Origin of the sequence: Leuconostoc sp. DB-1 (genome assembly GCF_013414845.1) — a bacterium.
In the GTDB taxonomy this organism is placed as follows: domain Bacteria; phylum Bacillota; class Bacilli; order Lactobacillales; family Lactobacillaceae; genus Leuconostoc; species Leuconostoc mesenteroides.
Map to the genome: position 1 here is coordinate 64,689 of NZ_JABFNJ010000001.1, position 13,717 is coordinate 78,405.

General features: G+C 38.3%; 14 protein-coding genes. 13 read left to right on the forward strand and 1 reads right to left on the reverse strand.

Going from position 1 to position 13,717, the window contains the following annotated elements:
- The first annotated feature begins 177 nt into the window (after nt 1-177).
- From HFP47_RS00340 to HFP47_RS00400, 13 genes are all read left to right on the forward strand, one after another.
- Nucleotides 178-1,812, forward strand: a complete 1,635-nt coding sequence (locus HFP47_RS00340) for a peptide ABC transporter substrate-binding protein (protein ID WP_179875902.1) — start codon at nt 178-180, stop codon at nt 1,810-1,812.
- 291 nt (nt 1,813-2,103) lie between these two features.
- A complete protein-coding gene (rihC, locus tag HFP47_RS00345; RefSeq protein ID WP_011679215.1) occupies nt 2,104-3,051 on the forward strand; it encodes a ribonucleoside hydrolase RihC in 948 nt (315 codons plus the stop codon).
- A gap of 76 nt (nt 3,052-3,127) precedes the next feature.
- A complete protein-coding gene (gene rsmG / locus HFP47_RS00350; RefSeq protein ID WP_011679216.1) occupies nt 3,128-3,847 on the forward strand; it encodes a 16S rRNA (guanine(527)-N(7))-methyltransferase RsmG in 720 nt (239 codons plus the stop codon).
- 18 nt (nt 3,848-3,865) lie between these two features.
- Nucleotides 3,866-4,627 carry a ParA family protein gene (locus HFP47_RS00355; RefSeq protein WP_004164768.1) on the forward strand — a complete coding sequence of 254 codons (762 nt, stop codon included), beginning with the start codon at nt 3,866-3,868 and terminating at the stop codon, nt 4,625-4,627.
- Nucleotides 4,617-5,516: a ParB/RepB/Spo0J family partition protein gene (locus HFP47_RS00360; protein WP_025267746.1), complete on the forward strand. Its 900-nt coding sequence runs from the start codon at nt 4,617-4,619 to the stop codon at nt 5,514-5,516. Before HFP47_RS00355 ends, HFP47_RS00360 begins: the two co-directional genes overlap by 11 nt.
- Nucleotides 5,516-5,725: a DUF951 domain-containing protein gene (locus HFP47_RS00365; protein WP_011679217.1), complete on the forward strand. Its 210-nt coding sequence runs from the start codon at nt 5,516-5,518 to the stop codon at nt 5,723-5,725. Before HFP47_RS00360 ends, HFP47_RS00365 begins: the two co-directional genes overlap by 1 nt.
- 1 nt (nt 5,726) lies before the next feature.
- Nucleotides 5,727-6,827, forward strand: a complete 1,101-nt coding sequence (gene ychF, locus HFP47_RS00370) for a redox-regulated ATPase YchF (RefSeq protein WP_011679218.1) — start codon at nt 5,727-5,729, stop codon at nt 6,825-6,827.
- Nucleotides 6,828-6,871: 44 nt separating this feature from the next.
- A complete protein-coding gene (locus HFP47_RS00375) occupies nt 6,872-7,570 on the forward strand; it encodes a DUF1129 domain-containing protein (RefSeq protein ID WP_004164763.1) in 699 nt (232 codons plus the stop codon).
- Nucleotides 7,571-7,606: 36 nt separating this feature from the next.
- Nucleotides 7,607-8,299 carry a response regulator transcription factor gene (locus HFP47_RS00380; protein ID WP_004164761.1) on the forward strand — a complete coding sequence of 231 codons (693 nt, stop codon included), beginning with the start codon at nt 7,607-7,609 and terminating at the stop codon, nt 8,297-8,299.
- Entirely contained in the window at nt 8,296-9,381 is a 1,086-nt protein-coding gene (locus HFP47_RS00385) for a cell wall metabolism sensor histidine kinase WalK (protein WP_011679219.1), read from the forward strand. Before HFP47_RS00380 ends, HFP47_RS00385 begins: the two co-directional genes overlap by 4 nt.
- Before the next feature lie 7 nt (nt 9,382-9,388).
- Nucleotides 9,389-10,723 carry a D-alanyl-D-alanine carboxypeptidase family protein gene (locus HFP47_RS00390; RefSeq protein WP_096638912.1) on the forward strand — a complete coding sequence of 445 codons (1,335 nt, stop codon included), beginning with the start codon at nt 9,389-9,391 and terminating at the stop codon, nt 10,721-10,723.
- A 134-nt stretch (nt 10,724-10,857) separates the two neighbouring features.
- A complete protein-coding gene (nagB, locus tag HFP47_RS00395; RefSeq protein WP_014324272.1) occupies nt 10,858-11,559 on the forward strand; it encodes a glucosamine-6-phosphate deaminase in 702 nt (233 codons plus the stop codon).
- 47 nt (nt 11,560-11,606) lie between these two features.
- The gene (locus HFP47_RS00400) at nt 11,607-12,959 is read left to right on the forward strand and encodes a glucose-6-phosphate isomerase (RefSeq protein WP_011679221.1); all 1,353 of its coding nucleotides are present in this window, start codon (nt 11,607-11,609) and stop codon (nt 12,957-12,959) included.
- 118 nt (nt 12,960-13,077) lie between these two features.
- On the opposite strand, the gene HFP47_RS00405 is transcribed toward HFP47_RS00400, so the two are convergent.
- Nucleotides 13,078-13,692, reverse strand: a complete 615-nt coding sequence (locus HFP47_RS00405; protein WP_011679222.1) for a TrkA C-terminal domain-containing protein — start codon at nt 13,690-13,692, stop codon at nt 13,078-13,080.
- Nucleotides 13,693-13,717 lie beyond the last annotated feature (25 nt).

Sequence of the window (13,717 nt, forward strand, 5' to 3'; positions counted from 1 at the left end):
AAAAGTAGTAAACATAAAGCATTACACAATTATTGTGTAGTGCTTTTTTTGATCGTTATTTTTAAAAATGATGTTTTGTATCGTAAATGTAATACATTTTGTGTGCAAATGTTTTTCATTGTGCTAGAATAAAAAAATAGAGTAAATTTATGATGAGAATGTAGCAAGGAAAATATAATGAAAAATTGGCAAAAACTCACACTTGTGGGAGTAGCCCTTGTAGCGGTAGTTGGTGGCACTCGTGCTGCTGGATTGTGGGGAAATAGTGGGAACAGCAATGATAAGACACTTCGCTTTTCATTACCAACACCACTAAACGGGTTAGATTCAGCGACAATTACTGATGAATATTCGATAATAGTTGTTGGTAACGCTGGTGAAGGCTTAATGCGAGCCGATAAAAATGGCAAGCCACAACCAGCATTAGCTAAGTCAGTTAAGTCATCTAGTGACGGTAAGACCTGGACAATCAAGCTGCGTAATGGGCTTAAGTGGTCCGATGGTAGCAAGTTAACTGCTAAAGATGTTGTGTATGCTTGGCAACGTGCCAATGATCAAAAAACGGCTTCGGAGTATGCCTATTTGTATAGCGGTATTAAAAATGCTGATGCTATTCAGGCAGGTAAAGTTGATAAGAAGGACCTCGGAATTAAAGCGAGTGGGAATACATTAACTGTTTCACTCGAAAAGCCAATGCCACAATTTAAGAGCTTGCTAACATTTCCAACACTTTTCCCACAAAAGCAAAGTTTTGTTGAGAAATATGGCAAAAAATATGGCACAACAGCAAGCAAGACATTATATAATGGTCCGTATACTTTTAAAGGATGGAATGGAACCAATAACAAGTTTAAACTTGTGAAAAACAAGTATTATTGGGATGCAAAAAATGTTAAAACACCTGAAATTGATTTGCAAGTTGTTCAAAAGCCAGAAGTGGCTGTACAAATGTATAAGACGGGTAAGTTAGATTCAGCACTGGTTAATACGCCACAATTGTCACAGGCCAATAAAACAAATAAGGGCTACCGAATAACACCACAAGCCACAACGGTATTCTTAGCATATAATCAATCAGGAAATGTTAAAGCTCTAAATAACAAAAAAATTAGACAAGCACTGAATATGGTTACGAATCGTTCCGAGTTGAATTCCCAAGTTCTATCGGGCACTTCAACACCAGCAACATCATTTACACCTAAAGGCTTAAGTACTGTGAATGGTACGGATTTTGCCACATATGCTAAGCAAGATTATACGTATAATAAATCAGAGGCACAGAAACTATTCAAAGAAGGACTAAGTGAACTAGGTGAAAAGTCGATTACGCTTGAAATTGAAGCTGATACAGACCGAGTAGCAAATGCCAAAGATGTAGTCAACTATCTTCAAGGACAATGGAGTAAAAACTTGCCAGGTCTAAAGGTTACCGAAAAATTTGTACCATTTAAGCAGCGTTTGCAAGATGGAACTGACGCAAATTTCCAAGTTATGCTGACACAATGGGGAGCTGATTATGCCGAACCGACAACATTCCTGGATCTGGCTTCAACTGGCAATGCAAACAATTATAATCATAATTCTAATGCCGATTACGATGCTTTATGGAATAAGGCTAAGGGAGCTGATGCGACGAATGATACAAAGCGAGCTGCTGATGAAAAGGGACTTGAGAAGATTATTCATCAAGAAGCAATTTTGAACCCACTATATTATCAGGCACAGCCAGAATTGGTTAACCCCAACATTACTGGTTTCTATCATCATGCGGTCGGTGTACCACTGGACTTTAAGTTAGCTGCTCGTAAATAATGATTAGATAAAAAAGCACGCTAGAAAGCGTGTTTTTTTATTAGGCAATATGGTAAAAAAGAAAATAAAAAACCACGAAGCAGAATCTAAATCAAACTTGCTTCGTGGTTGCTGCAATCGAATCGACCGCTTTTCCTATTAAGCGGCCAAAACGATTGAGCGTTTTCCGTTAGAATTACTCAAAAGTTATGACCCCCTTTCCTAGATTGCTTATATAATAAATCTACTAAGCAGAAAAGTCAAACCTTTTGTTCTGGTATAATTAATTGAATAATATATAGAGGTAAAATAATGACGATTCCACTTATTTTTGATACTGATCCCGGCATTGATGATGCAGCAGCAATCGCAATTTTGTTAACTAATGATGACTTTGAAGTACGTCTGATTACGTCTGTTTCCGGTAATGTTTCGGTTGATAAGACAACAAACAATGTTTTGAAATTAACACACTATTTTAATCGACCAGACGTTAAGGTGGCCCGTGGTGCTGAGAAACCACTAGTCAAACCATTTAAGGATGCATCAAATATTCATGGGAAGAGCGGAATGCCAGGTTATGAATTTGGCGAGCTTTCTACCAGAACTATAAGTAAAAAAGCTGTAGATGCTATTCATGAAACGCTGAATAGCTATGATGATCAAACGACATTAGTAGCCGTTGGTGCATTCACTAATATTGCAAACTTAATTCAAAAGTATCCACAAGATTTACAAAAAATAGAGCGATTAATCGTAATGGGTGGTTCGCTTACCGGTGGGAATTTAACATCGGTGGCAGAGTTTAACGTATTTACAGATCCGGACGCAGCGAAAATTGTTTTTGAAAGTGATTTGGATATCACAATGATTGGGCTTGATGTTACTGAAAAAGCGTTGTTAACCAAAAAATCTATGTCTGAATTACTTCAGATGAATGAGACCGGAAAAATGCTGATGGGACTGTTTGGACACTATCAAGATGGTTCTAATGCTGGTGGTAAACCAATGCACGATGTCAATACACTTTATTACTTACTGCACCCTGAAAAATACAAATTAGAAGATTTATGGGTTGATGTCGTGACAGATGGACCTGCGATTGGTGCCACGGTAGCTGACATTCTTCATAGTACGCATAGCCAAACGAATGTTCATGTTGCTAAGGATATCGATGTACCTGCATTCAATGCTTGGTATTTACTACAAATTTCTGGTATTTCTGATGGAAATATTAATGCTGGAAGGCTTGAAAATTAAGCGTTTTTTAGGTATTCTGGTATTAGCTGAAACTGGCGCTTTTTCGTGCTGAATTAACTGAAATCGGAGCAGAATATTGACAAACGAAGACTTCATCGAAGCATTAAGTAGTGCTGGTATAACTTTAACAACACAGCAGGTTCGGCAATTTGAACGTTATTACGAGTTGCTGGTCGCAACTAATGAACACGTTAACTTAACGGCTATTACTGAAAAAAAAGACGTGTACTTAAAACATTTTTATGATTCTTTAACTGTAGCAATGTATGAACAAAAGTTAAAAAGCTCTGAAAGCACTTTAATTGATATTGGCACAGGCGCAGGTTTTCCGTCATTACCCTTGAAAATAGCCTTTCCAGACTTAAAAATTACAATGGTTGATGCGTTAAAAAAACGAGTTAATTTTTTGCAAGAAGTGGTTGATACGCTCGACTTAACCGGCGTAGAAATCGTTCACGGGCGTGCAGAAGATATAGGACAAAATCCAAAGTACCGGGAAAATTTCGATTATGCAACGGCTCGAGCAGTTGCCCGTACTAGTGTTTTGGCTGAGTATACATTACCTTTTGTTAAGATTGGTGGCAGATTCTTAGTCATGAAGGGATCAGCTGCCCATCAAGAGCTCCTCGATGGTCAAAAAGCATTAGCTATGCTTGGCGGTCAGGTTAACGAAGAGTTTGTATTTACACTACCAAATGGTGATCAGCGTTATATACAGATAGTAGATAAAAAAACAAAAACACCTAAAAAATACCCTAGGCAAGCTGGAACACCAAGCAAAAAGCCAATCTCGTAAATAAAGGAGGCACCTAAAATGGCGCAAATAATTGTATTAGCTAATCAAAAAGGTGGTGTGGGTAAGACAACGACCAGTATCAACTTGGGCGCAGCATTAGCACAAGCTGGACAACGTGTGTTACTGGTTGATATTGATGCACAAGGAAATGCTACAAGTGGGTCGGGTGTTGATAAATCTTTGTTAGAGCACGATAGTTATGATGTAATCGTTGAACAAACGCCACTTCACGAAGTAATCGTAGCGACTGATAATTATGACCTAGTCCCAGCTACCATTCAATTGTCCGGTGCTGAGATTGAACTCGCTAAGCAACCGCAACGTGAGTATCGTCTAAAAACGGCACTTGAAACAGTGCGTGATGATTATGACTTCATTTTAATTGATAATCCACCAGCTTTAGGATTAATGACTGTCAATGCATTTACAGCTGCTGATGCTATTCTTATCCCGGTACAGACCGAATTTTATGCTTTAGAAGGTCTAGGACAACTACTAAATACGATTGAACTTGTTCGGCAGCAGTTTAACCCAGATCTTGATGTTGCTGGTATTTTGTTAACAATGTATGATGGACGAACGAACCTCGCCAAGCAAGTGGCCCAAGAAGTGCGTAGTTATTTTGATGATAAGGTTTATGATACAATCATCCCACGTTCGGTACGCCTGAGTGAAGCGCCATCTTATGGACAAGCGATTATTGATTTTGATCCACGGAGCGTGGGTGCACAAATGTACAACAATCTCGCACAGGAGGTTTTGAAACAATATGGTAAGTAAAAAAGGCGGGCTTGGCAAAGGCATGAATTCACTTTTTGGCGCAAATAATGTGTCAAAAGAAGCCGTTGAACATACAAAGGTGGTTACAAAAGAACAAGAAGCAACGGAACAAGTCGTTAAGTTACCATTGAAAGATATCCAACCTAATCCGTTTCAACCGCGGCATCATTTTGATGAAAGCAAGCTAAAGGAATTATCAGCATCTATTACAGAAAATGGTGTTTTGACACCAATTATTGTACGTCAAATTGGTCAAAAATTTGAAATCATTGCTGGTGAACGTCGTGTTCGTGCTTCAAAATTATCTGGTTTGAAATCAATTTCAGCTATTGTACGCCATGTCGATGATGACACGATGGCAGCACTGGCGTTGATCGAAAATTTACAACGTGATGATTTGGACGCTATCGAAGAAGCACAAGCTTTTGACGCACTTATGACACGCTTGCAAATGACACAGGCAGAAGTAGCTGAAAAAGTTGGTAAAGATCGCGCTACCGTTGCTAACTTACTGCGCCTATTGAAATTGCCGGAATCAGTACAAGTACTGATTCAAGATGGTGAGTTATCAATGGGACAGGCGCGAGCATTACTAGGATTAAAAAAGAAGCCGCAAATCGAAAAAGTAGCAGAAACAGTTGTTTTCCGTGGATTGAATGTTCGTCAAGTGGAAAACTTGGTCAGGCAAATGAATGATGGTGTACCCGAACCCAATACGAAAGAAATTTCACCCTTTGCTGTTTCTTTGTCTAACCAATTAGAAGAAAAGTTTGGGACCAAGGTCAAAGTCAACGCGGGCCGTAAGGGAAATGGTAAAATTGAAATTAATTATGTTTCCAATGAGGACTTAAGTCGCATTTTGGCATTGTTAGATATTGAGGTGGACTAATGGCAATAGCACCGGACTATAAACTTCATGATATCGTTGAGATGAAAAAGCCGCACGCTTGTGGCGCCAATTCTTGGGAAATTACACGTGTTGGTGCTGATATTAAGCTGTCATGTACGAATTGCGGTAGAGGCATTATGATGTCGCGTTTTGATTTTAACAAACGAATAAAAAAGATTTTACAAGTAGCAAATCAGAAAGAAGAATAAAATGGCACTAACTGCTGGAATCGTCGGCTTACCAAACGTCGGCAAATCAACACTATTTAATGCAATTACTAAAGCTGGTGCTGAAATGGCAAACTATCCGTTTGCTACGATTGAACCAAATGTTGGCATGGTAGAAGTCCCAGATACTCGCTTGGCGCGTATCCAAGAAGTTGTACCTGCTGATAAAATTATTCCAACCACGTTTGAATTTACCGATATTGCTGGTATTGTCAAAGGCGCTTCTCAGGGAGAAGGTTTAGGGAATAAATTTTTAGAAAACATTCGTCAGGTAAATGCTATTGTGCATGTTGTACGAGCTTTTGATGGGGATGAAATTATTCACGTGAATGGGGTAGTTGACCCGTTAGATGACATTGAAACAATCAATACTGAATTAATTTTGGCTGACTTAGAAGCTGTTGACAAGCGTTATTCTAAAGTTGCACGTGCGGCAAAAGGGAATGATAAAAATGCCAAAGCTGAGTTTGTTGTACTAGAAAAAATCAAACCAGTTCTTGAAGCGGGCAAGTCTGCTCGCACCATTACATTTACTGAAGAAGAGCAAAAAATAGTTAAAGGTTTGTTCTTATTGACAACAAAACCTATTTTATACGTTGCCAATTTGGCTGAAGATGATATGGCAGATCCAATGGGATCAAAGTATTTCAATCAAATTAAAGAGTTTGCTGCCACTGAAGGAGCTGACGTAATTGGCTTGTCTGCTAGCGCAGAAGAAGAAATTGCTCAATTGCCAGAAGAAGAAAAAGCTGAATTCTTAGAAATGGCTGGAGTAGAGGAAGCTGGTTTAAATAAGTTAATTCGAGCAGCCTATCACTTATTAGACTTACGAACGTTTTTCACTGCAGGTGGTAAAGAAACTCGAGCATGGACATTCACTGCGGGATCAAAGGCACCCCAAGCTGCTGGTGTGATACACTCTGACTTTGAAAGAGGATTTATCCGTGCAGAAACAATTGCATTCTCGGATCTTGATGAGTTAGGGTCTGTTAAAGCAGTCAAAGAAGCCGGAAAATTACGTTCAGAAGGTAAGGAATACGTTGTACAGGACGGCGATATTATTGAATTCCGTTTCAACGTGTAAATGGCGCTGATCGCGCTGTACATAATATTTTAGGGAGACATTTTATGTCAGAACAAAAAAGAGAATTGACGAAAAAAAATCAGGATTTTATCTTTCAATTTAAAAAGCTGTTAGCTCAAAACAGTAAATTGACTGGTGAACAAATTGAAGGTATTGTGACTGAGGTTGAAAATAATCTTCTTGAAACCCAAGGGAAAGGGCAGACAGCAGCGCAAATTTATGGTACGCCAACAATGGCTGTTCAGCAGTATCTTGATCCTAAGCGAACGGCCAAGAAACTTTTTGATTATAAATTTAGTACTTTGGCACTCGATACATCTTTAGCCATCTTCATGTTATTTGCTGTGGTATTTGGTTTGACATTGTTCTTTTCCAAAAATGCTAGTAACCAAGGTGCGGGAATCGTTTCCTTGCTTCTTATCGCAGCATTGGGTGGCTCAATCTATACAGGTGTAGTCTTAAAGTTAACACCAAATCCTAAAGCAAAAGACAAACAAGAACCAACGAGTCGTCGATGGGTTTACCTGTTAATGGCTGTTGTGGCTTGGCTTGGAGGATTTTTGATATTAGGTATGTTACCACAGGTAATTAATCCAACCTTACCACCAGTTGTATATATTATTCTTGGTGCCGCAGCATTTGGTGTCTTCCGTTGGAACCGTAAGAAATACGGTTTAACAGGTGGGTTCTTCGCAATCAGTCAATTATCACAGCAAGCACGTTTAGAAGCATCTAAAAAATAGTTACTATTGTTGCAGACATTTAAGAGGATAATATAAATGAAAATTTTAGTAGTTGATGATGACATCGAAATTGCAGAATTACTTGAAATTTACCTAAAAAATGAAGGCTATGAGCCAATTATGGCTGACGATGGTAAAGAAGCACTTTCTAAGTTGAATACAAATCCAGACATTGCTTTAATGATTTTGGATGTTATGATGCCAAACATGAACGGTTTAGATGTTGTAAAAACTGTTCGTAAGGATAGTCGCATTCCTATTTTAATGTTGTCAGCAAAATCTGGTGATATGGACAAAATTCAGGGACTAATTACAGGTGCGGATGATTACGTTACCAAGCCATTTAATCCGCTTGAGGTCATGGCTCGTGTTCGTTCATTATTGCGACGCGCGGAGAATGCTGTTCAAGATCAGACACCAGATGTCTTGGACATTGGCTCGCTAATAATTAATAAAGACAGTCACGAAGTCAAGACTTCTACAGGTGATTTGGTCAACTTAACGGCTTTAGAGTTTGGTATTTTGTATTTATTAGCATCGCATCCTAATCGTGTTTTCTCGGCAGATGATATTTTCGAGCGTGTCTGGCAACAAGAATCTGTTGTTTCTGCAAAAACCGTTATGGTGCACGTTTCACATTTGCGAGATAAAATTGAAGAAGCCACAAATGGCGATCAAGTTATTCAAACAGTTTGGGGCGTTGGTTACAAAATTGAAGTGAATCAATGACAAAAGTAGCATTGATATTAAAGCACAATCGTACTAAAATATATTATTTGGTAGTGACGATATTGTTACTACTTCTTTTTAGTTGGACAATCATGACTGGCTTTGATGCACTAAGACACCGATTTTCCTTTATATCGTTTAATATTTGGAATGTTTTAGAGTTTGTGACTTTTGTTTCAGGAAATATTGGTATTGTGTTTTGGCAGTACTTGAAGTGGCGCCGTGATGAAAGTTTGTATCGTTTGATTAGAGAGATGCGTCAGGTCGCACGTGAAAATTCTGACATGACAATTTCGTGGCGTGCTCCTTATGCGCCAACAACTCAAGCGCTGATTGATGTATCTAATACAATTGCTGAAAATACTCGTCGTATTAGAGAAGAAGAACGTCAGAGTGAACGTTCTAAGGATGAGATGATTACCAATATATCTCATGACTTGCGAACACCACTAACCGCTATTATCGGTTATCTTGGCTTGGTTGAAATGGGACAAGCATTGAGTGAAAAGGATCGAAAAAAGTATATTCACACAGCGTATAGTAAGTCTAATCAAATGAAGGTTCTAGTTGAGGATTTGTTTGAGTACTCACAGACACAGGCACAAGACGCCGCCTTAAATATTACGTCACTCAGTCTAAATGATTTGTTTGGCCAATTACTTGCTGGTTATGAATTAGAAGCACAAGAGAAGAATATTGCATTGAATCAATTAACAAATCCTGAGATGATTGTTATTGAGGCTGACTCTGATAAATTGGCACGCGTCTTAATGAATTTGGTTTCTAATGCGTTTAAATACGGTGATGGAGCTACTTTCATAAAACTTACGGCACAAATCGATGATAAAAATGTTGTTATTCGTGTAACGAATGATGGTGTCAAGATACCAGATGAGGCAATCGGGGATATTTTTGATCGATTTTATCGTGTTGAAAGTTCGAGAAATAGTAAAACAGGTGGCACAGGATTGGGACTTGCCATCGTGAAGGGGATTGTTGTACAGCATCATGGTAGTGTAGCTGTTGAGTCTGATGATGATATGACTTCATTCATTATTACATTACCGTTGAAGCAGACATGAGGGGAATATGTTACAAAATAAAAAGCATCAAGTGAAAAGAATATGGTTTATTATCACTGCATTAGTGGTTGTATTATTGGCTATATTTTTTATGGTTCCTCGTCATGAGCAATCAACGCAATCAACAACCAAGGTGGCAACAGTCGATGATCAGCCGGTTCAATTAAACACCAGTGCAACCTCTGCATTAGTGGTTGATTTGACTACGGGGCAAATTCTGGGCCAAAAAAATTCTTCAAAACAGGTAGCCATTGCTTCGCAAAGTAAAATGTTGACAGCGTATGGCGTGCTTAAAAGTATTAAGTCAGGAAAAATAAAATGGTCTACGATGGTCCCAATTACTAGTAAGGCAGATTTATCGAAAGAAGATAGCCATATGTTTTCTCATATCGCGATCAAAGCTGGAGACAAAGTATCAGTTCGTGAACTTTACGATGTCATGTTTGCTAATTCTGCTAACGATGCGGCTTTTGCATTGGGTGAGTTTGTGACTCCTAAAGGGGAAACAACACAACAGGCACTAGAATCATGGGCTAAAGAACTTCATTTGAGCGGTTCACAATGGTACAATTCTGCTGGACAGGTTAATGAGAATGCTTTTGAAAATGAAATCTCTTCGGCCCCTAAAACAGCTTCTAATAAAGCCAGTAATCAGCAACTAGCTATGATTGCACGAGCTATCTTAGAATTGGATCCTTCCCTGCGTCAATTATCAAAAAAATTAACGATTTCTTATCATATGACGCCTAACTTTGTTGTGACAGATAAAACTGATTATTGGCAATTAATGACTGAAACAATGCCAAACCTTAGTAATCCCAACCAGTTAACCATAGAGGGGCTTAAGACGGGATCTTCGCCTGAATCTGGTGCTGGATTCACTGGTTTAATTAAAGATAAAAACGGTCACGAATTCATAACTGTAGTCAATGGTATTGCTAATTACATGGATGAAACAAAGCGTTATCAAGAATCTCTGCGTATTGTTGATCAGGTATTAGCACAAAAACAGCCAAACTATATTAAAGAAAATCAAACAGTTGGCCATTTAAAAACGTTGACGTTTCCAAATACGAAGCAAGAACATATAATTGTTAAGGCTGCACAAACAAGGCATTATTGGACAAACAAGGGTGTAAAATTGGCATTTACACAACCTACTTTTGACTCAAAGTTAGCCAATATAAAAAAGAACCAAACCGTGGGCTATACAACAGCAGCGTTGAATGCTCAATATCTGCCTTATGCTCAAAAAACAGAAAAAAAGATTTCATTAAAATCAACTTCCTCATCAAAACCAGTTAATTGGTTTGTTAAATTTTGGCGTGATAGAACAAAATAATTGTTAAATTGACCATAATTGGTCTTTTTTTATGTCATCAAATACTTCTCGAAAAACTTGCTACAAGACTAGAAAGGTGTTATTATATTGGTATAGACCAAAACGGTATAGACCAATTTGAAAGAGGTTGGATTATGAACATTATTAGAGTAAAAGATGTTGAACAAAGTGCAGAAAAAGCACTCGAAATTTATCAAAATGCTGTGCAACATGGTGCGAAGGTACTGGGTTTGGCAACTGGATCAACACCAATACCCTTATATCAAAAATTGGCAACTAGCCAAATCAATTTTTCTGAATTAGTGTCGATAAACTTGGATGAATATCTTGGCTTGGATGGCGAAGACGAGCAGAGCTATCGTTATTTTATGACTAAACACTTATTTCAATATAAACCATTTAAACATTCCTATGTTCCAGACGGTAAGTCTGAGGATCATGAAGCAGCAATTAAAGCTTATGACAGAATTATTGCTGAGCATCCAATCGATTTACAATTATTGGGCATTGGACGCAATGGACACATTGGTTTTAATGAACCAGGAACATCGTTTGATTCAACTACTCATATTGTGAATCTTACACAATCTACAGTTGCCGCCAACGCTCGTTTCTTTGAGAAGGAGTCGGATGTGCCCACGCAAGCAATTTCTATGGGAATTGCTTCAGTAATGTCTGCAAAGAAAATTTTGCTGATAGCCACTGGAGAAAGCAAAGCAGAAGCAGTGGCAGCTACTATCAATGGTCCAATAACCGAAGATGTACCAGCATCTATTCTTCAAAAACATTCAGACGTTACGATCATTATTGATGAGGCAGCAGCATCAAAGTTGTGATAGAATAAACTTGTAACCGATTTCATAATTTTTAATAGGAGTAAAAAATGGCACACATTACATTTGACACAAAGAACATTGAGAATTTTGTTGCAGATCATGAACTTGATGAGATGCAACCGCTAATCAAAATGGCGGACGAGCAGCTTCGTAATCGAAGCGGTGCTGGGGCAGAATATTCTGATTGGATTACCTTACCAACAGATTATGATAAAGACGAATTTGCCCGCATTCAAACTGCTGCTCAGAAGATCCAATCTGATTCGAAAGTCTTGGTTGTTATTGGTATTGGTGGCTCATATCTTGGCGCAAAAATGGCTGTTGATTTCTTGAATCCAATGTTTAATAATGAATTGGCTGACAATCAACGTCAAGGTGTTAAAATTTATTTTGCTGGTAATTCAACATCTGCTTCGTATATCAACGATTTGGTACGAGTAATTGGTGATCAAGACTTTTCAGTTAATGTTATTTCAAAGTCTGGGACAACAACAGAACCATCAATTGCTTTCCGCGTGTTCAAACAATTATTGGAAAAGAAGTACGGTGCTGAGGCCGCTAAGCAACGTATTTATGCTACAACTGACGCGAACCGCGGTGCATTACATGATGAAGCAAAAATTTCAGGATACGAGACATTTACAATTCCTGATGGGGTTGGTGGTCGCTTTTCTGTCTTAACGGCGGTCGGTCTTCTACCAATTGCTGCTTCCGGCGCTGACATCGAAGCCTTGATGACAGGTGCTAGAGATGCTCAAGAAGAGTATTCTGATTCAGATATAAAAAATAACGAAGCTTACAAATATGCTGCTGTTCGTCGTATATTGTACGACAAGGGTTATACAACTGAACTATTGATCAACTGGGAACCAACGATGCAATACTTGTCTGAGTGGTGGAAACAGTTGATGGGAGAGTCAGAAGGTAAGAATCAAAAGGGCATCTATCCATCATCTGCAAACTTCTCAACAGATTTGCATTCTTTGGGCCAATATATTCAAGAAGGACGTCGTGATTTATTTGAAACAGTTGTTAAACTAGATAATCCAGTTTCAAATATTGATCTTCCTCATGAAGATGGCAATAATGACGGGTTGCAATACCTTGAGGGCGTTACAATTGATGAAGTAAACACAAAAGCTTCGCAAGGTGTTACATTGGCTCACGTTGATGGCGGGGTACCAAACTTGGCTGTCCACTTGCCAGCACAGGATGCCTATTCATTAGGATATTTGATTTACTTCTTTGAAATCGCTGTTGGTGCATCAGGATACACATTCGGTATTAACCCCTTCAACCAACCAGGTGTTGAAGCTTACAAAACAGCAATGTTTGCCTTATTGGGTAAGCCTGGTTATGAAGAACAAACGAAGGTTTACCGGGCTCGTCTAGGAAAATAAGTTAATTAATCATATTTTATAACAATATGCTCTTATCTTAAGTTTAAGGTAAGAGTTTTTTATATGAGAAATAAAAAAGGCCTAGCAGGCCATGATAATATGATGAAAAATTGATTAGTTATTGAAAAAAATTTTGGACAGCATGAAAGGCCATTTCGGTGCCAACAAAATAAAGCGTGTCACCACTTTCAATGACAGCATAAGGTCCAGGCGATACTACAAGTTCTTCATTATGTAAAATAGCGATTATTGTTGCGCCAGTATTTTGCCATATATTCAGATTGCCAATTGATTCACCAAGTTGCTTAGAAGAATCTGATAAGCTAAATTCATAAGGCGTTAGTGGGTTATGACGCTGTACACGTTGCGTTTGGTCAAATAAAGCCGTTAGGGAATCAGAAAGACTATTTAAAGACGTTCTTTGGGTCTCAATTAAATCGTTAATCTGATCATGAATTGTTTGAATATTAGTAGTTTCTTGGGCCTGATTTAAAAAATATTTTGCTCTTTCACGTGATAATACTTCAATACCACTACCGTGTATTGGTTTAACAATATCGAGGTCCGATAAAATATTAATAGCCTTTCGGGCAGTTTCGGCTGAAACACCAAATGTTACTGACAAGGTTGACCTAGCGTGAAGCTTGGAACCAACCTTGTACTCATTATTAACGATTTTTTCAGCTATTTGAAAGGCTATTTTTCGGTAACGCGGTTCTCTGATTTTTGACATTTTTATATCCTGCAAGTTCAAAATT

Bases quoted from the DNA above. Each gene is read 5' to 3' on its own strand.
- HFP47_RS00360 (WP_025267746.1), top strand. From the start codon at position 4,617: ATGGTAAGTAAAAAAGGCGGGCTTGGCAAAGGCATGAATTCACTTTTT.
- HFP47_RS00375 (WP_004164763.1), top strand. From the start codon at position 6,872: ATGTCAGAACAAAAAAGAGAATTGACGAAAAAAAATCAGGATTTTATC.
- HFP47_RS00405 (WP_011679222.1), bottom strand. From the start codon at position 13,692: ATGTCAAAAATCAGAGAACCGCGTTACCGAAAAATAGCCTTTCAAATA.
- HFP47_RS00365 (WP_011679217.1), top strand. From the start codon at position 5,516: ATGGCAATAGCACCGGACTATAAACTTCATGATATCGTTGAGATGAAA.
- HFP47_RS00380 (WP_004164761.1), top strand. From the start codon at position 7,607: ATGAAAATTTTAGTAGTTGATGATGACATCGAAATTGCAGAATTACTT.
- ychF (WP_011679218.1), top strand. From the start codon at position 5,727: ATGGCACTAACTGCTGGAATCGTCGGCTTACCAAACGTCGGCAAATCA.
- HFP47_RS00340 (WP_179875902.1), top strand. From the start codon at position 178: ATGAAAAATTGGCAAAAACTCACACTTGTGGGAGTAGCCCTTGTAGCG.
- HFP47_RS00400 (WP_011679221.1), top strand. From the start codon at position 11,607: ATGGCACACATTACATTTGACACAAAGAACATTGAGAATTTTGTTGCA.
- HFP47_RS00390 (WP_096638912.1), top strand. From the start codon at position 9,389: ATGTTACAAAATAAAAAGCATCAAGTGAAAAGAATATGGTTTATTATC.
- HFP47_RS00385 (WP_011679219.1), top strand. From the start codon at position 8,296: ATGACAAAAGTAGCATTGATATTAAAGCACAATCGTACTAAAATATAT.
- HFP47_RS00355 (WP_004164768.1), top strand. From the start codon at position 3,866: ATGGCGCAAATAATTGTATTAGCTAATCAAAAAGGTGGTGTGGGTAAG.
- nagB (WP_014324272.1), top strand. From the start codon at position 10,858: ATGAACATTATTAGAGTAAAAGATGTTGAACAAAGTGCAGAAAAAGCA.
- rihC (WP_011679215.1), top strand. From the start codon at position 2,104: ATGACGATTCCACTTATTTTTGATACTGATCCCGGCATTGATGATGCA.